Source organism: Olleya sp. KKT75 (assembly GCF_055635485.1).
The window spans coordinates 1,994,654-2,011,703 of the sequence record NZ_CM145759.1 but is presented as its reverse complement, the minus strand read 5'-3'; the positions used below and the strand labels follow the sequence as shown (position 1 = coordinate 2,011,703).

Annotated in this window: 16 protein-coding genes; 8 read left to right on the top strand and 8 right to left on the bottom strand. The window is 33.2% G+C overall.

From position 1 onward, the window contains the following. The first annotated feature begins 74 nt into the window (after window positions 1-74). From ACZ2G2_RS08775 to ACZ2G2_RS08755, 5 genes are all read left to right on the top strand, one after another. Window positions 75-587, top strand: a complete 513-nt coding sequence (locus ACZ2G2_RS08775; protein WP_470391848.1) for a CIA30 family protein — start codon at window positions 75-77, stop codon at window positions 585-587. Between the two features lie 124 nt (window positions 588-711). Then, complete coding sequence (locus tag ACZ2G2_RS08770) at window positions 712-1,641, top strand: hypothetical protein (protein WP_470391847.1); 930 nt, start codon at window positions 712-714, stop codon at window positions 1,639-1,641. Window positions 1,642-1,750: 109 nt separating this feature from the next. Next, on the top strand, window positions 1,751-2,413 hold the full coding sequence (gene ribB, locus ACZ2G2_RS08765; protein WP_470391846.1) for a 3,4-dihydroxy-2-butanone-4-phosphate synthase: 663 nt from the start codon (window positions 1,751-1,753) through the stop codon (window positions 2,411-2,413). After that, the gene (locus ACZ2G2_RS08760; RefSeq protein WP_470391845.1) at window positions 2,414-2,989 is read left to right on the top strand and encodes a Crp/Fnr family transcriptional regulator; all 576 of its coding nucleotides are present in this window, start codon (window positions 2,414-2,416) and stop codon (window positions 2,987-2,989) included. It begins immediately after the preceding gene. Between the two features lie 1,053 nt (window positions 2,990-4,042). Then, on the top strand, window positions 4,043-4,267 hold the full coding sequence (locus tag ACZ2G2_RS08755) for a hypothetical protein (protein WP_470391844.1): 225 nt from the start codon (window positions 4,043-4,045) through the stop codon (window positions 4,265-4,267). Between the two features lie 76 nt (window positions 4,268-4,343). On the opposite strand, the gene argS is transcribed toward ACZ2G2_RS08755, so the two are convergent. Next, window positions 4,344-6,128 carry an arginine--tRNA ligase gene (argS, locus tag ACZ2G2_RS08750; RefSeq protein ID WP_470391843.1) on the bottom strand — a complete coding sequence of 595 codons (1,785 nt, stop codon included), beginning with the start codon at window positions 6,126-6,128 and terminating at the stop codon, window positions 4,344-4,346. A 353-nt stretch (window positions 6,129-6,481) separates the two neighbouring features. On the opposite strand from argS, the gene ACZ2G2_RS08745 reads away from it, so the two are divergent. After that, window positions 6,482-8,545 carry a tetratricopeptide repeat-containing sensor histidine kinase gene (locus ACZ2G2_RS08745; protein ID WP_470391842.1) on the top strand — a complete coding sequence of 688 codons (2,064 nt, stop codon included), beginning with the start codon at window positions 6,482-6,484 and terminating at the stop codon, window positions 8,543-8,545. A gap of 1 nt (window position 8,546) precedes the next feature. Here the strand turns inward: ACZ2G2_RS08745 and ctlX are convergent, their stop codons facing one another. Further along, window positions 8,547-9,479: a citrulline utilization hydrolase CtlX gene (ctlX, locus tag ACZ2G2_RS08740; RefSeq protein WP_090841554.1), complete on the bottom strand. Its 933-nt coding sequence runs from the start codon at window positions 9,477-9,479 to the stop codon at window positions 8,547-8,549. 86 nt (window positions 9,480-9,565) lie between these two features. Between ctlX and ACZ2G2_RS08735 the strand changes: the two genes are divergently transcribed. Further along, window positions 9,566-10,063 carry a hypothetical protein gene (locus ACZ2G2_RS08735; protein ID WP_470391841.1) on the top strand — a complete coding sequence of 166 codons (498 nt, stop codon included), beginning with the start codon at window positions 9,566-9,568 and terminating at the stop codon, window positions 10,061-10,063. Between the two features lie 257 nt (window positions 10,064-10,320). Beyond that, a complete protein-coding gene (locus ACZ2G2_RS08730; RefSeq protein WP_272023869.1) occupies window positions 10,321-10,758 on the top strand; it encodes a hypothetical protein in 438 nt (145 codons plus the stop codon). 60 nt (window positions 10,759-10,818) lie between these two features. Here ACZ2G2_RS08730 and ACZ2G2_RS08725 read toward each other — a convergent pair whose 3' ends face one another. From ACZ2G2_RS08725 to porV, 6 genes are all read right to left on the bottom strand, one after another. Further along, window positions 10,819-11,505, bottom strand: coding sequence for an SDR family NAD(P)-dependent oxidoreductase (locus ACZ2G2_RS08725; RefSeq protein ID WP_282068820.1), 687 nt, complete (start codon window positions 11,503-11,505; stop codon window positions 10,819-10,821). Continuing rightward, on the bottom strand, window positions 11,495-12,454 hold the full coding sequence (locus ACZ2G2_RS08720) for a M28 family peptidase (RefSeq protein WP_281847959.1): 960 nt from the start codon (window positions 12,452-12,454) through the stop codon (window positions 11,495-11,497). The genes ACZ2G2_RS08725 and ACZ2G2_RS08720 overlap by 11 nt, the downstream gene beginning before the upstream one ends. Window positions 12,455-12,548: 94 nt before the next feature. Further along, complete coding sequence (locus tag ACZ2G2_RS08715; protein WP_282068823.1) at window positions 12,549-14,174, bottom strand: pyruvate dehydrogenase complex dihydrolipoamide acetyltransferase; 1,626 nt, start codon at window positions 14,172-14,174, stop codon at window positions 12,549-12,551. Between the two features lie 3 nt (window positions 14,175-14,177). Beyond that, on the bottom strand, window positions 14,178-15,179 hold the full coding sequence (gene pdhA / locus ACZ2G2_RS08710) for a pyruvate dehydrogenase (acetyl-transferring) E1 component subunit alpha (RefSeq protein ID WP_090841566.1): 1,002 nt from the start codon (window positions 15,177-15,179) through the stop codon (window positions 14,178-14,180). Window positions 15,180-15,279: 100 nt separating this feature from the next. Next, window positions 15,280-15,762 carry a cytidine deaminase gene (gene cdd, locus ACZ2G2_RS08705; RefSeq protein ID WP_090841568.1) on the bottom strand — a complete coding sequence of 161 codons (483 nt, stop codon included), beginning with the start codon at window positions 15,760-15,762 and terminating at the stop codon, window positions 15,280-15,282. Between the two features lie 82 nt (window positions 15,763-15,844). After that, on the bottom strand, window positions 15,845-17,044 hold the full coding sequence (gene porV / locus ACZ2G2_RS08700; RefSeq protein ID WP_090841570.1) for a type IX secretion system outer membrane channel protein PorV: 1,200 nt from the start codon (window positions 17,042-17,044) through the stop codon (window positions 15,845-15,847). Window positions 17,045-17,050: the final 6 nt, after the last annotated feature.

Below are 17,050 nucleotides of genomic sequence, written 5' to 3'. Positions count from 1 at the left end.
ACTTTAAAACAAATGCTGCTTTGATTGTTGTATCTTTAGATATGAAACAATTACTACTTCTAACTCTACTATTTATGATAACAACTACAGGATTAACCATAGATTTTGGACAAGATAAAGCTGGAGACACTTGGCGCATTGTTAATGATGGTGTTATGGGAGGACTCTCCAAATCAGAAATCCAACTTACAAACAACAGTATCCGATTTACGGGCGCTGTAAGTCTAAAAAACAATGGTGGATTTGCAAGTATGCGTACATTGATTACTAAAGGTGCATTAAGCGCTTGCAAAACAATGACTATGCGCTATAAAAGTAGCAGTACAGATCGGACGTTTGGATTGTCTTTAAAAAATAGTCAACAGTATTACATCCCGTATTACAAACATACGTTTTCGCCAAAAACAACTGAATGGGAAACACTAACAGTTAATTTATCAGACTTCAAGCATTATCGTATCAGCGAAGTTATTGGAAACGACATGCCAATTACTGCATTAGATGACATTTATAATATGGCATTAATTATTAGCGATAAAAAAGCAGGCGACTTTGATATTGAAATTGACTATATCAAGTTTGAATAAGCTTAGCCTAACACCAAACGCTAGTTTGCGTGTTAGTTTTTAATGGATTACCTTTCTACATAGCAAACAGTTACACAAGTAAAGTAGTACACTAAAATGCTAATAACCAATACTATATTTTAAGATGAATAAAATTGTAGCAGTAATCATTCTTTTTTTAGGATTGACCTCTTGTAAAGAAAACACAACTCCTAAAACAAAAACTACAAATAAAAACGCTGACTATATAGAACTTATAGCTCTTGATTATCAATTATACAAACCAACACAAAAAGCAAAAGCTGTACTGATTCTTTTTGGTGGTTTCCCAGAAAACGCAGAAGACATAAAAAAAGAATTCAAAATACTTGAACTTGCCAAACTACATAATATTGCTGTTATATTTTCTAACTATAATAGAAAATTATGGCTAGAAACACAAGAAAAACACAAACTAGCCGCACAATTACAAAAAATTATAGCAGACAATCAATTACCTACAGATGCCATTTATATTGGTGGATTTTCTAGTGGCGGCGTAGTAAGTTTATTGTTAAGCGATTTTATTGTCAGTTTAAAACAATATTATATAGACCCAAAAGGCGTTTTTATTGTCGATTCCCCAATAGATTTAGCAGCATTATATACCTCGTCAGAAAAAAACGTCAAACGTACTGCTCACGTTATCTCTAACGAAGAAAGCATCTGGATCCTAGAGACATTAACTAACGCTTTTGGACATCCAGACGAACACCTTGATAATTACGAAAAAAATGCAGTTTACACCTCTAGAAGCAACTACACTGGCAATGTCAAACATTTAAAAAACAAAAAAATCAGATTATACACAGAGCCTGACACACTATGGTGGAAAACCAACCGAAAGGCAGATTATGATCAAATGAATGCGTATTACATTAAAAAATTCTCTCAACGTTTAAAAGAACAACAATTTAAAAACGTGGAATATATCCCAACAACCAATAAAGGCTACCGAGAAAACGGAGACAGACATCCCCATAGTTGGTCTATTATTGATACAAAAGATTTAGTAGATTGGATATTAGAAGACTAAACATTTAAATAAAAACTACCCTAAAATGACCTCATTATTTGACATACATCAAATAATTTGATGAAATACAACTCTAATTTTGCATTTAAATTAATACCAAATATTTAAAATGATACTTACAGAATTAGAGTTAACAGAAACAATAGATCATACTAGTCAAGAACGAGTGAAAAATGCAATAAAGCATCTTCAAAAAGGGAAAGGACTTATTTTAACAGATGATAAAGACAGAGAAAATGAAGGTGATTTAATTTTCTCTGCACAGCACATGACTAAAAATGACATGGCATTAATGATCAGAAAATGTAGTGGCATTGTTTGCCTATGTCTAACTAACACAAAAGCAGACCAACTTAATCTGCCCTATATGGTAAAAGAAAACACTAGCAGTTTCCAAACTCCTTTTACTATTTCCATCGAAGCAAAAAAAGGTGTTACTACAGGAGTATCGGCAAGCGACAGACTAAAAACCATCCAAATGGCTTGCGCTAGTAATGCTACAAGTGATGACTTAGCAAAACCTGGTCACATTTTCCCTTTAAGAGCTAAAGACAATGGAGTATTAGAAAGAAAAGGCCATACCGAAGGAAGTATAGATTTAATGAAGCTAGCAGGCTTAAAACCGGAAGCAGTACTTTGTGAGTTAATGAACGATGATGGAACAATGGCTAAAACGGATACAATTACAACATTTGCTAAAGAGCACAATTTGGTTGTTCTATCAATACAAGATATTATCCATTATCGTAAATTTGTAAGAGACTACAACTAGATGACAAACTATATAGAACTCACAAATTTCATAAAAAAGAATATTGATATTGAAGATAAGGATTTACAAGTCGTACTGTCTTATTTTAAAATGATCAAAAAAAGCAAGAATGACATTTTACTTTCTAATGGAAAAAACAGTCAAGTTAGTTATTTTGTAAATAAAGGCTGCCTAAGGTTGTTTTACATAGACGAAGAAGGAAAAGATATCACTCGCTATATTGCTTTCGAGAATCAATTTGCTACAGAATTGGTCAGCTTTATAACTAATGAACCCGCACAAGAAACCATTCAAGTTATTGAAAAAAGTGAATTACTATATATCACTCATGATAATTTTAGGCATCTCATGACAATTATTCCCAAATGGAAAGATTTTTACAGCATCTATTTGGAAAAAGCTTACGTTAATAATTCAAAAAGATTAATCTCTTTTACCACCCTAGATGCTGCTGAACGCTACAAACAATTATTTAAAATAAATCCAAATATTGTTAAACGCCTACCAAACAAAATAGTAGCCTCGTATATTAATATATCACAAGAAACTTTAAGTCGAATAAAATCTAAAATTTAATTCCCTCTCCTCAGGTACTAACTTGATTAAGTCATCTAACTAATAAATGTCACTTTACAATACCATAAACTTCAACACCGCTACTTTACTAAAGATATCGTTTGACAATACGTATATTGATATTCTTGACATGCACAATGGATAGAATACTACTATTGTGTATTACCATGAATTAGAATCTTTTAAAAATTTAGAAACTCGTTATAACGGTTTTGGATTGCCTTTATATTATAAACTAAAAACGATCCATCCTGATATTTTTAATAAAAAAAAATTATCAACCACTAAAAGACAAAGAAGATAGTTTTGCGGAATACGTAACCGATTATATTTCTTTTTTTATTGGTTTAGATTTTTATAGTGAAAAAATTATTATTGGAACTAACTACACAGTAATAGAAATAGAACCTTGGGAGAAAGCCCCAATTAAAGCAGCGATCGATTATATTTTAAATGAATATTTCTCTGCTGCGAATTAAACGCAACTTTTAAGATCAGGTTGTGTTTCTTATAAAAAACCACTATTTACTTTATTTAAGAATAGTTCTCGACACTATATGCTCATGCCTCGTAAATTACTAGAAACGACGATATGTGATAACTCATTTTTGCTGTACATCCAAAGCACTTAAGCATTACATATATAAAAACACCATGAGTCGTCACCCAGCATCAGTTCGAGTGTTTGTTTCTGGAGTGATAACGGAAAAAACAAATGTATCGAGAACCTCATGCTATTTTAAACCGCTTCGTGTTTAAGACAAACCACCTAACTTTAACTAAAGAGTGGCACATAATAAGTTAATTTTCGCTTAAGCAAAATTTAACTAAAAAAACTATCATAAAAGATAAAACAAGAAACAAATCCATTATGCTGAATTTATTAGCTTACCTTACAAATATACTTACCTACAAGAATTACAAAAATTAGAGTTCTAAATACAGTTAATAATGAAAGTCAAATTTCATAAACTTTATTACTACTGTCATAAAACTATAATTAAAGACTTTCTATCATGTCTAGATTAATTATTAACATAAATTTCGAAAAAAATGAAAAAACTAAAAAATGTAATTGTAATTGGATTAGTTGCAATAATGATGTCTAGTTGCGCTACGGTATTTGGAGGAAAAATTACTGCTTCTCAAAAAACAAAACCTCAAGCAGGAGAGCAGCAGCGAGAAATTAGGGTTGGAGCATTAATTGCTGATATTTTACTTTTCTTTCCTGGAGTAATTGTTGACTTTGCTACTGGTGCAATTTACAAACCAAGATAATAGGCTTACAACACACAACAAAAAAAACGCTTTCAAATAATTGAAAGCGTTTTTTTAATATAATAAAGTTTTAATCTTACATACGTTCTGGCACTGCCACACCTAATAAGCTAAAAGCGTTTTTTATAGTATTTGCTACTGCTTGAGATAATTGTACTCTAAAAACAATTTCATTTTGTGTATTTGCCCCAAGTATAGACACATTTTGATAAAAACTATTAAAAGCTTTTACCAAATCATAAGTGTAATTAGCTATTAATGCAGGACTATGGTTAGTGGCTGCTTGCTGGATAACTTCCGGAAACAATTGTAATTGCTTAATTAACTCACGCTCTTTATCTTCAAGAACCACTTGATCCGCGCTTAAAGTTACTGTAGCGTCTACTCCAGCCTTACGCAAGATAGATTGAATTCTAGCATACGTGTACTGAATAAAAGGTCCTGTATTACCCTGAAAATCGATTGAATCCTTTGGATCAAACAAAATACGTTTTTTAGGATCTACTTTTAAAATGTAATATTTTAAAGCCCCTAAACCAATAGTTTTATACAAGTCTGTTTTTTCTTGATCTGTATAACCTTCTAATTTACCTAAATCTTCAGATATAGTTTGTGCTGTGTCTGCCATTTCGACTATTAAATCGTCTGCATCAACAACAGTCCCTTCTCTACTCTTCATTTTACCAGATGGTAAATCTACCATACCGTAACTTAAATGAAATAGATTTTTAGCCCAATCAAAACCAAGTTTTTTAATAATTAAAAACAATACTTGAAAGTGATATTCTTGCTCGTTACCAACCGTATAAACCATACCTCCAACATCTGGATAATCTTTAACACGTTGGATAGCTGTTCCAATATCTTGTGTCATGTATACAGCTGTACCGTCAGAACGCAACACAATTTTCTCGTCTAAACCATCAGCTGTTAAATCGCACCAAACTGATCCGTCTTCTTTTTTAAAGAACACACCTGATTTTAAGCCTTCAGCAACAAACTCTTTACCTAAAAGGTAAGTCTCACTTTCATAATATAAATTATCAAAATCAACACCAAGGTTTTTATAAGTTTCATCAAAGCCTTTATACACCCAGCCGTTCATGGTTTCCCACAAAGTAACTACGTCTTTATCTCCTGCCTCCCATTTTTGAAGCATCTGTTGTGCTGACACTAAAATAGGCGCTTCTTTTTTAGCGTCATCTTCGGTTTTACCCTCAGCCATTAAAGCCGCAATTTCTTTTTTATATTCTTGATCAAACTTAACGTAGTAATTACCTACTAATTTGTCGCCTTTTAACCCTGTAGATTCAGGAGTTTCTGCATTACCAAAACGTTGCCAAGCCAACATACTTTTACAAATATGTATTCCTCTATCGTTAATAATTTGTGTTTTATATACTTTTTTACCCGAAGCCTTAATTATTTCGGCCACACTATACCCTAATAAATTGTTTCGGATATGTCCAAGGTGTAATGGCTTGTTTGTATTTGGTGATGAATACTCCACCATAACGGCTTTATTTTCCGCGGAAGCGTTAACAAAACCAAACGTCTCTTGATCCTTAATACTATTAAAATAGTTTACAAAATATGAGGCCTGAATTTCAAGATTTAAAAAGCCTTTTACAACATTAAACCCTTCGACTTCAGTCACATTTTCTAACAAATAGTTACCAATAGCCTCTCCTATTTGCACAGGATTACCCTTTACCACCCTTAACATAGGAAACACGACAACGGTAATATCTCCTGCAAACTCTTTACGAGTTGCTTGAAACTCTACCGACTGTAAGTCTGCACTATAAATTGAATTTACTGCTTGTTTTACGTGTTGCTCTAAGGTATGCTGAAGGCTCATTTGATGTATTTTTTGAAAGCGCAAATATAGCATTTATTGCGTGAAAACGACAGTTTTTATCGTGCTTATTAGCCCCGTTTGTAATAACTTAAAAATAAAAATATATGTTTTTAAACTCCTAAATAAAGCGAGTGATTTACGTAAAAAAACTAAAATCTACCGTTAGTCTAATTTATAGGTAGTACCGCTTAAAAATTATGATATCAGCATATTAATAGTCATTTTTATGGCGAGAAGAAAAATCCCTCCACTTTTCTTCTATAAATTTAACTAACTATTTAAGTCATTATAATTGTATAATATGGGCTGCTTTTTAGCTACTTATATTATAATGCGTAATGCTGTACCTTTAAATGAAGAGACTGATTGTCCTTATTTTCCTACTGAATACTGCTTTTAGCTTTTCGCAAGACGATGAACTAGAGAGTTTGACTATTCAGTTGGCTTATCAAGATCCAGACTCCACTAAAGTTAATACTTCCATTAACATTATAAAACTACTTTTTAAATCTAAAAAGTATACTAAAGCTTTAAAATTTGTACAACAAAGCGAAAAATTAGCTAAAGATTTAGGCTATAATAAAGGCCTTGCCGAAATTATATTTTTAAAAGCTAAAATACATAATCAAGAAGGTAATATCCCGAAAGCTATAACCGGTTTTAAAGCTGCTAAAGCATTGTTTCAATCCATGAACGATACCATTGCAGTAGCTAAAGTAGATAGTAATTTAGGCGTTTTAGAAATTGAGAAAGGAAATTATCAAGATGGTTTAACCTACGCTTTATCCGCTATAAAGGAATTAGAAAAAAGGAATTTATACGAAGAACTGTCACAAAATTACGAGAGTCTTGCAAAAGCATACCATACATCCGGAGACTTAGAAAAAGCCATTACTTTTAATTTAAAAAAATTACAAGTAGATAATAAAGACAATAACATTAATGGTTTAATTGCTACTAATAAAGATCTAGGCGATATTTATACTGCAAAAGAAGATTACAGTCAAGCTATAAGTTATTACGAAAGTGCTTTAGGTTATGCAGGAACTAAAAATGAAAATTTTAGAGCTAAAATATTACCGTACTTAGGTAATGCTTACCTAAAAGACAAAGACTACAAAATGGCTTCTAGGTATTTGTTAGAATCCATTAACCTTAATAGACGTTTTGATAATCAAGAAGAAGTACTTGTATCTTTAAATAGTTTAGGAGAATTAAATTTACATCAAAAACGTTTAAAGACTGCAGAACACCAGCTAATCGAAGCTGCCAATTTAAGTCGAATTATAAATAATGATGAGCAATTACTGCGTAATTATCAGCTTATGAAAGTTTTAGATTCTACTAACGGAAAGTTTGATAATGCCTTTGTTTGGCAAAGTGAGTATTACCATCTAAAAGAAAAAATAGACTCTGAAAAAACAAAGAATAATGCTCTAAAAGTAATTGATTCTACGGGAGATTTAACATCTACCCGAGCTTCAAACATACTGCCAATTACACAAAACGAGAACCAAGTAAGCAAACAAAAGTACGACAAGTTTAAATTGATTTTTTATGCTTTACTAGCTGCTTTTGCTGTAGTACTGACCTCTTTTGTATTGTTTTATGTAAAACGAAACAATAGATTAAAATATACTAGAGAGCTAGAAGCAAAAAATAAAAAGATAGAATTACAAAACGAAGCTATTTTAGAACAGAGCAAAAACCTTGAGAATATTAACAAAGTAAAAGATAAGCTGTTCTCTATCGTTTCTCATGATTTAAAAGATTCGTTAACCTCTACAAAAGGGTTTATAGATTTGTTAAAAGACGGACAATTAACGCAAGAAGAGTTTCAAAGCTATTTACCTGAATTAAGTGAAAGCGCCAACAATGCCTCTTTACTATTATTTAATTTATTAAACTGGTCTAAGTCGCAAATGCAGTCTTTAGATCCAAAACCTTCCTTATTTGATATTAAGGAGGTTTTTACTGAAAAAACAAAGCTAATGGACCAGAAGTTTGAATCCAAAGGCATTAGATTAGTAGATAACACATTACGCGATTTTGTATACGCAGATCGAAGTATGATTGAAATAGTAATACAAAATTTACTGGCTAATGCTGTAAAATTTACTAATCGTGGAGATACTATATCTATAACCAATCAGATAAGTAATGGTCGTGCTATACTTAGCGTTGCTGATACAGGTGTTGGTATAAATAAAGAAGATTTAGATAAGCTATTTGTAAGCAACACATTTACCACAAGAGGTACTGAAAAAGAAAAAGGAACCGGTTTAGGACTTACTATTTGTAGAGAATTAGTAGAACTAAACAAGGGTAATATTTGGGTAGAAAGTGATAAAAATATAGGGAGCACTTTTTATGTAGAACTCCCTAAAAGCAAGGTTGAAAACCCAGGTGATACTTGAACTAGACCTTCGGTAGAAATACCTCAGCCATCATACATCTCGCACTACCACCACCACAAGTCTCTATAGTTTCTAGACTACTTGATAAAATAGGACAATGTGCTTCTATCTCTGCCTTTTGTGTCGCAGTTAAACTATCATGAGCAGCTTGGCTCATTACTAAATACAACGCATCATCTTTACCTCTTAATTGCAGCATGTTTCCAGCAAACTGATTCATTTGTTGCTCTGTTATTGCAATTACTTGTTTACCCGTTTGCTTTAAATGAGACACCACGTTTTTACGTTCTTTTTTATCATCAATAGTATCTAAACAAATCACTGCAAAGGTTTCTGCCAAACACATCATTACATTAGTATGATAAATAGCTAAACGTTCTCCTTCTACCGTTTGGTTTGCAGTAAATACAACTGGTGTATATTCAAAATCTTCGCAAAATTCAATAAACAATTCTTCATCCGCTCTTGGAGACAATGCGCAATACGCAATACTATTGGCTCTATCCAATAATAAACTTCCGGTACCCTCTAAATACACGCCTTGCTCTTCTGCAGAAGTATAATCTGTTATATTATTAATTTTAAATCCTTCTTCTTCTAATTTAATAAATACATCTTCTCGTCTTTCTTTTCTCCTATTTTCTGCAAACATTGGATACATAGCAACGTCACCATTTTCATGAAAACTAACCCAGTTATTTGGAAATATCGAATCCGGAGTATCTACATTAATATCATCACTAATTACAACAACATTTACACCAACTGCTTTTAACTTTTCTACAAAGGCATCAAATTCTTCTTGCGCTTTTGTATTAATTTCTGCGTTTTTTATGGCAAGTGTTTCTTGAAAATAATTGTTTACTGCCGTTTGCTCGTTCATCCTAAAGTTTACCGGACGAATCATTAATATGCTGTTTGTTGTTTGTTTCATTTTGATATTTTTCACAAAAGTAAATTAATTTAAAATGAAATGCATTTAAAAAAATAAGTAAATTGGTTTCTTAAAATCAACGTATCATGGAATTTGTGCAACAGTATTTACAAAGCGAGCGCTTATTAGGTTTAAGCGCGGGAATCATAGGTTTATTATCTATAATTACTGGTGTCTATTTTTATGCCAACAAGCCGCAATTTAAAGTCTTTGCAATAGCAATGTTAGTTTTAGGTTTGATAGAAGCTGGCGTATTTATTACGGGTTATTTCTTGGTAAATAATCAGAAAACCGTAGATCAAAAAGTAGCACAATACCAAGATAATAAAGACAGCTACTTACAGTCTGATTTAGTTATGGTTAATAAAAACCTAAACGCCTTTTTCACGCTTAAACTGATATATGCTGTAGCCTTTATAACCTTAGCTATAGTATTATCTAAAGTCGCTCTTAAACCGCTCTATTTTGGCATATTTACAGCGGTGATGATTCACTTAGCAGTCGCTATTGTAATTGATACGTTTGGAGAACGCTATACCAAACTATATAAAGCTAATATTGAAAACGCACAACACGTTTTATAATATCAAATCTTAATACCTCTACAGATCTAGGCTAAATTTAAAATACCACAAATAAGCGCATCTATCAAAATGATAGTTTTCGATAACAAAAACTTCGTTATTACGTAGTAAAAAACCTATTAAATATTAATACTTTAGATAAAGTGTTAAAAAATTAAGATAAAGTTACGTGTAAATTTGCGTAATTAATAAATAATTAGTTTCTTGTTGCTGATTAAAAAATAGCATCCCTTAAGATTAACTGATTAATAGCAACTATGAGATTTTCCCTTATTCTCTTGTTTCTGCTTTCCCTAAGCACGATTCAAGCACAACAAAACAACGACCAAAGCACAACTTCTGACGACTATCTGCAAGTAACACGCTACCGTCTTGATCCTGAGGATTTGGATATAGATAAAGAAGTAGACACCGAAAAAGTATATATAAAAATTTATTACAACAAGACAGCAAGTGTGTCAGACGATTATAAGTTTTTTAAACCAAAAGCTAACGAAATATTATTTTTCTACGGAATTAACAAAAACAACAATCAAAGCGAGATGTTTTTTAAAGTAGACGATAGCCTAAAACCTATTTACCAAAAAAAGAATTTTGAACAATTAATGCAAGTCATTAAAGTATTAGAATACAACATCTTTTCTGAAGACAAATTTTCTAGTGCGGAAGCATACGCGGCACTTGAGCGTGTATAAATATTAACTAGTCTGCTATATATGCGGTTGATTTATTTTAATAAATCAACCGCATTTTTTTTATGGTGTAGAGTTAGAGACCTGTAACATCTTACCGTTGTAAAACTTATGTCCTGTTAAAGCAAAATCTGCCATATAATCTGCCATTTGTTTAGCTGAGTTTGGCGCTTGGTATCCCGGAAAAGCTTCTTCTAACATTTCGGTTTGAACCGCACCTAAAGCCAACACGTTAAATGACGGTCCACTCTCTTTATATTCTTCAGCCAACAACTCTGTAAGCGTTATTACGGCACCTTTACTAGAACTGTAAGCAGATAGTCCTGCAAATTTCATACTTCCCTGTACACCGCCCATAGAACTTACAGACAGAACATGCCCATCTTTAGGCATAAACGGAAGTACAGTCCTTGTCATTTCTGCAACACCAAACACATTGGTTTTGTAAACATGCTCAAAATCCGCCATTGTGGTTTCTGCAAATGGTTTATTTACAATAGTACCTGCATTATTAATTAACACATCTACTTGTTTCCATTCCTCTTTAATAAATGTTTCTACTTTTTTGTAATCGTCTGGATTACCTAAATCAAAAGCAAAAGACGTAATGTTTTCAAAATGAAGATTATTTACAGGTTGTGCATTTCTAGATAAAGCCAAAACATTGTGACCTTGATTGGCAAAAATATGTACCAGTTCAAAACCAATACCACGACTTGTACCTGTTATTATAATATTTTTAGTTTTCATTTAACTTAATTTCTTTAGTTGATGCATTTGTTATTTGTTCAATAACTGGTGCTAAATTGTTTATTAAAGTCGTCATAAAAGGGTAATCTAATTGATCAACCTCATCATCCACATGGTGATAAAAGTCAAAATTACTTAAATCGCAAGAAGACACAGTATGTGATGGCACCTTAAATGCCTCATAAAAAGGGTAATTATCCGAACGTTTAAACAAACTATATTTTGCTGCAACATCAGAAAAACCAACCATTTTTGTACCTGCGTACCCATTCATTGTTTCTGCTAAATTAGATTTATCAAAACCAGTAATAAATGCTTGGTAGTCTCTATCTTTAAAAGGCACACCAATCATTTCTAAATTTATCATAGTATATAAATCCAAATTAGCGTCTTTTAATCGGTTTGCTAAATGCTTAGATCCTAACAATCCTTTTTCCTCTGCCGAAAATGTTACAAATAAAAGACTTCTCTTATTTGATTTTTTAGCTCCAAAATATTTAGCTAAAGCTAGTACACCACTTGTTCCTGCTGCATTATCATTTGCACCATTTGCAATACTATCATTTGCGACCGTTTTACTTTGTCCAATATGATCATAATGGGCACCAATTAATATAAACTCGTTTTTTAAATCGGCGTCATTTCCTTCTAAATAACCAACAACATTAAAAGCGTCTAAATCGCCAACTTTAAAATTATCACGATAAGTCTCAAAATAAGGCGTTGCTCCGTAGGATTTCAATTTATCTTCTACGTACGTTGCTGCATCAGCAATACCTTTACTACCAACATCTCTTCCTTTTAGATCATCAGATGCCAAATAAGACACAATACTTTTTACCTCTTGTGCTGTTATTGTATAATCAATAGGTTTTACCACCTCGTTTACTTTTGTTTTACACGACGTAAAAACAGCAAATACAGCTACTAATAAAATTATTTTTTTCATTTTAATGGGTTTGTGTTTAAAGATAAAAAAATCCCAAATCAATTATATTGAAATGGGATTTTATATGATTTTAATTTCCGCTAAAGCGAAACTATTATACTAACATTGTTACTGGATTTTCAATATACCCTTTTAATGTTTGAAGGAATTGAGAACCTGTAGCTCCATCCACTGTTCTGTGGTCACAAGCTAAAGTTAACTTCATTGTATTACCTGCTACTACCTGTCCGTTTTTAACTACTGGTTTTGCAACAATTGCACCAACAGATAAAATTGCAGAGTTAGGCTGGTTTATAATTGACGTAAAGCTTTCAATACCAAACATCCCTAGGTTAGAAATAGTAAAAGTACTGCCTTCCATCTCATCTAAAGATAATTTTTTCTTTCTAGCACGACCTGCAAAATCTCTAACTGCTGCTCCAATTTGAGGTAAAGACTGCTCATTAGCAAACTTTACAACTGGCACTAACAATCCGTCCTCCACAGCAACCGCTACACCAATGTGCACATGGTTGTTTAATCTCATTTTATCATCAAACCATTGCGAGTTAACTTGCGGGTGTTGACGTAATGCTAAAGCACATGCTTTAACAATCATATCATTAAACGAAATTTTAGTATCTGGAATAGAGTTATACTGCACTCTAAACGCCATAGCATTATCCATATCAAACTCCACATTTAAATAATAATGAGGTGCTGTAAATTTAGATTTAGCTAAGTTTTTAGCAATTGCTTTACGCATTTGCGAATTTGGTTTCTCATCAAAATCTTCTTGACCTGAAGCTACAAATTTAGCTACTGGAGCAGATGATTGTGCTACCGCTGCAGATGGTGTAAAGTTTTCGATATCGCGTTTAACAATACGTCCATTTTCACCTGATCCTTTAACTTGAGATAAATTGATCCCTTTTTCTTCGGCCATTTTTTTAGCCAAAGGAGATACAAATATACGTCCCGATGCAGTTGTTGTAGTTTCTGTTTGCGCCGGAGCTGCTTTAGGTGCCTCTTTTTTAGGCGCTTCTACTTTAGCTTCCTTTTTTGGCGCTTCTTCTTTTTTAGATGAAGTACTTCCGTTGGCATCAAAGCTTTTTGCTATACCAGATACATCAGTTCCTTTAGGACCAATAATTGCTAATAACGAATCTACTTTAGCCGAATCTCCTTCTTCTAATCCTATGTATAATAAGTTTCCAGATTGAAAAGATTCAAACTCCATCGTCGCTTTATCAGTTTCGATTTCTGCAAGAATATCTCCTTCTTCTACCTCATCTCCTACTTTTTTCAACCAAGTAGCAACAGTCCCTTCTTCCATGGTATCACTTAACCTTGGCATCGTTACTACTGTTACTCCTTCTGGTAAATCACTTGAGCTATCTGAACTAGCATCATCATCAGCAGTGTCTTCTGTGCTTGCTACAGCAGCATCCGCAGACGCTTCTTTTTCAGCACTTCCGTTTAACGCTTCTGAGATATCTTCACCTTCTTCACCAATAATAGCTAAAAGCTGATCTACTTTAGTTGTTTCTCCTTCTTGAACACCAATATATAAAAGTGTTCCTTCATGGAAAGATTCAAACTCCATTGTTGCTTTATCTGTTTCGATTTCTGCAAGAATATCGCCTTCTTCTATTTTATCTCCTACTTTTTTTAACCAAGCTGCGACAGTCCCTTCTTCCATGGTGTCACTTAAACGTGGCATGTTGATAATTTCTGCCATAGCTTATTTAATTTTGTGGTCTATAAATGGATAATTTTCTTGATCGTATACAACGTCGTACATCACATTTTTATCTGGATATGGCGACTCTTCTGCAAACTTTTCACACTCTGCAACTTTTGCTTTAACACGCTTATCAATAACTTTTATTTCTTCTTCAGTAGCATAATTCTTTTCAAGAAGTACTTCTTTTACTTGCGTAATAGGGTCTAATTTCTTGTATTCTGCTACTTCGTCTTTTGTTCTATAATGTTGTGCATCAGACATAGAGTGTCCTCTATAACGGTAAGTTTTAACCTCTAAAAACGTTGGTCCATCACCACGACGTGCACGTTGTATTGCTTCGTCAAAAGCCTCAGCAACTTTTATAGGATTCATTCCGTCTACTGGTCCACAAGGCATCTCGTAACCTAAACCTAACTTCCAGATATCTGTGTGGTTAGCTGTACGTGCTACAGACGTACCCATTGCATATCCGTTGTTTTCACAAACAAATACTACTGGTAAATTCCAAAGCATTGCTAAGTTAAACGTTTCATGTAAAGATCCTTGACGCGCTGCACCATCACCAAAACAACAAATGGTAACGCCATCTACACCATGAAACTTATCTCCAAAAGCAATACCTGCTCCTAAAGGAATTTGTCCACCAACAATACCGTGTCCACCATAAAAACGGTGCTCTTTAGAAAATATATGCATAGAACCACCTAAACCTTGAGAGGTTCCAGTTGCTTTACCAAATAATTCTGCCATAACACGTTTAGGATCTACACCCATACCAATTGGTTGCACGTGATTACGGTAAGCTGTAATCATTTTATCCTTGGTTAAATCCATTGCGTGTAATGCTCCAGCTAAAACAGCTTCTTGACCATTATACAAGTGAAGAAAACCTCTAACTTTTTGTTGAATGTAAACAGCTGCTAGCTTGTCCTCAAACTTTCTCCAAAACAGCATGTCTTCATACCATTTTATATACGTTTCTTTTGTTACTTTTTGCATTGGTGACGTTTGTATTTTTTTTTATCGAATAACAAAAGTAACACTTTAGTTATTAACGAAAAAACTGAAAATCGTTATTTTTATTACGAAAACGATATAGTTATAGTGCTGATTTATCAAAAAGGAGCGGTAACAGGTTTCCTAACGAATTTGAACGTACCACTTTACCGGTCTCGCCCATAAAATACAATTCGATTGGCAACTCTTGTTTTACTTCATACTCTGCAATAGCTTGTCTGCAAGCCCCGCAAGGTGGTATTGGCTTTAATGTTGGATTGATTTGAGACCCTGCAATTATAGCCATTCTTAAAAATTTAGCATCTGGATATTTTGCACCTGCATAATAAATAGCTGTACGCTCTGCACATAATCCTGAGGGATACGATGCGTTTTCTTGATTACTTCCGGTAACAACCTCTCCATTGTCTAATAATAATGCTGCTCCAACATTAAATTTAGAGTACGGCGCATATGCTTTATCTCGCGCTTCTGATGCCTGACTCATTAACGATTGAATATCTTCAGACAAATCTTTAATACTATCAAAAACCTGTAGTGTAGTTTCTATTTTTACTTCCTTCATAATTTAAATATACGTAACTATTTTAGACAAAAAAACTATTGTTTTCACAATAGTTTTTTTGTCTTTTAATCTTTAAAATGTTTTAGTACTCATTATACGTTCCGGCTCCTAAGTTAAATGTTAGAGAAAAACGTAATGTGCTTTCTAATGGGCTCTGTACTTGAGAAGCTGAAAATAAATATGATAAATCAACATTTATAACATTGTATTTAAAACCTGCACCTAAAGCAAAAAACTTACGTGCTCCTTTTGTTTCGTGTTCATTAAAATAACCAGCTCTAAAAGCAAATGAATCTTGGTAAGTATACTCTGCACCTAACGCATAGGTAAACTCTTGTAACTCTTCTTTAAATCCTCCTGGAGCATCTCCAAACGATTGAAATACACCTGATAAAAATGGCACATCTGGATCTTGACCAGAAACAATATAAGTTGGCTCGTCCGCATCTTGCACACCATCATCATCTGTATCATCAAAACCTAATAATGGTGGTGTTGGCACTAATAATTTAGAAAACTCAGCTGTAACACCTACTGTGTTATATTGGTCTAGTATAAAATCAAACCCTAAACCTAATCTAAGATTTGTTGGTTGGAAATTTTCCTGACCAGCCTCGTCATATTTAAATTTAGGTCCTAAGTTTTGTATGGCAAATCCACCTCTCCAACGACCATTAAAATCGTTGTAAGCTTGTTCTTCACTTTGATAATAACCAGAAATATCTACACCAAAAGTACTTGCGGCTTTTGTATCGTTATCACCAATATTTAATTTCAAATCCGATTGTAAGTAACGCATAGCAACAGACATCCCGAATTGATCACTTAATCTTAAAGCATAAGATACGTCTACAGTAAACTCGTTAGGTCTTTGGACTAACGCTTCTGAAAATTCGTCTTGAACAAACTCTATATCTCCTAAAGAAAAATACTTAAAACTTGCTGCAAAAGCACTATTATCGTTAAGTCTATTAAAATATGTTACGTTTCCTAAAAAAATATCATTAACCAACTTACTTAAGTACGGCGTGTAACTAATTGCAACTCCAGATTTATTTTCTGAGAACACATATTTAGAAGCATTCCATTGCTGAGAAAATGCATCTGGCGACGTTGCCACACCCATATCTCCCATTGCTGCTGCTCTAGCATCTGGCGCTATTAACAAAAATGGCACACCAGTAGTTATAACTCTACTATCATTAGGGTTTGTAATTGTCGTCTGAGACAATCCTTTAAGGGACAAAAAGAAAGCTATTGTTATTAGAATTTTATTTTTCATGTATCA

Coding starts and splice junctions, on each gene's coding strand:
- ACZ2G2_RS08720 (WP_281847959.1), bottom strand. CDS start 12,454: ATGAAAAAAATAATTTTATTAGTAGCTGTATTTGCTGTTTTTACGTCG.
- porV (WP_090841570.1), bottom strand. CDS start 17,044: ATGAAAAATAAAATTCTAATAACAATAGCTTTCTTTTTGTCCCTTAAA.
- ACZ2G2_RS08755 (WP_470391844.1), top strand. CDS start 4,043: ATGAAAAAACTAAAAAATGTAATTGTAATTGGATTAGTTGCAATAATG.
- ctlX (WP_090841554.1), bottom strand. CDS start 9,479: ATGAAACAAACAACAAACAGCATATTAATGATTCGTCCGGTAAACTTT.
- ACZ2G2_RS08745 (WP_470391842.1), top strand. CDS start 6,482: ATGAAGAGACTGATTGTCCTTATTTTCCTACTGAATACTGCTTTTAGC.
- ACZ2G2_RS08715 (WP_282068823.1), bottom strand. CDS start 14,174: ATGGCAGAAATTATCAACATGCCACGTTTAAGTGACACCATGGAAGAA.
- ribB (WP_470391846.1), top strand. CDS start 1,751: ATGATACTTACAGAATTAGAGTTAACAGAAACAATAGATCATACTAGT.
- ACZ2G2_RS08775 (WP_470391848.1), top strand. CDS start 75: ATGATAACAACTACAGGATTAACCATAGATTTTGGACAAGATAAAGCT.
- argS (WP_470391843.1), bottom strand. CDS start 6,128: ATGAGCCTTCAGCATACCTTAGAGCAACACGTAAAACAAGCAGTAAAT.
- ACZ2G2_RS08730 (WP_272023869.1), top strand. CDS start 10,321: ATGAGATTTTCCCTTATTCTCTTGTTTCTGCTTTCCCTAAGCACGATT.
- ACZ2G2_RS08735 (WP_470391841.1), top strand. CDS start 9,566: ATGGAATTTGTGCAACAGTATTTACAAAGCGAGCGCTTATTAGGTTTA.
- ACZ2G2_RS08760 (WP_470391845.1), top strand. CDS start 2,414: ATGACAAACTATATAGAACTCACAAATTTCATAAAAAAGAATATTGAT.
- ACZ2G2_RS08770 (WP_470391847.1), top strand. CDS start 712: ATGAATAAAATTGTAGCAGTAATCATTCTTTTTTTAGGATTGACCTCT.
- cdd (WP_090841568.1), bottom strand. CDS start 15,762: ATGAAGGAAGTAAAAATAGAAACTACACTACAGGTTTTTGATAGTATT.
- pdhA (WP_090841566.1), bottom strand. CDS start 15,179: ATGCAAAAAGTAACAAAAGAAACGTATATAAAATGGTATGAAGACATG.
- ACZ2G2_RS08725 (WP_282068820.1), bottom strand. CDS start 11,505: ATGAAAACTAAAAATATTATAATAACAGGTACAAGTCGTGGTATTGGT.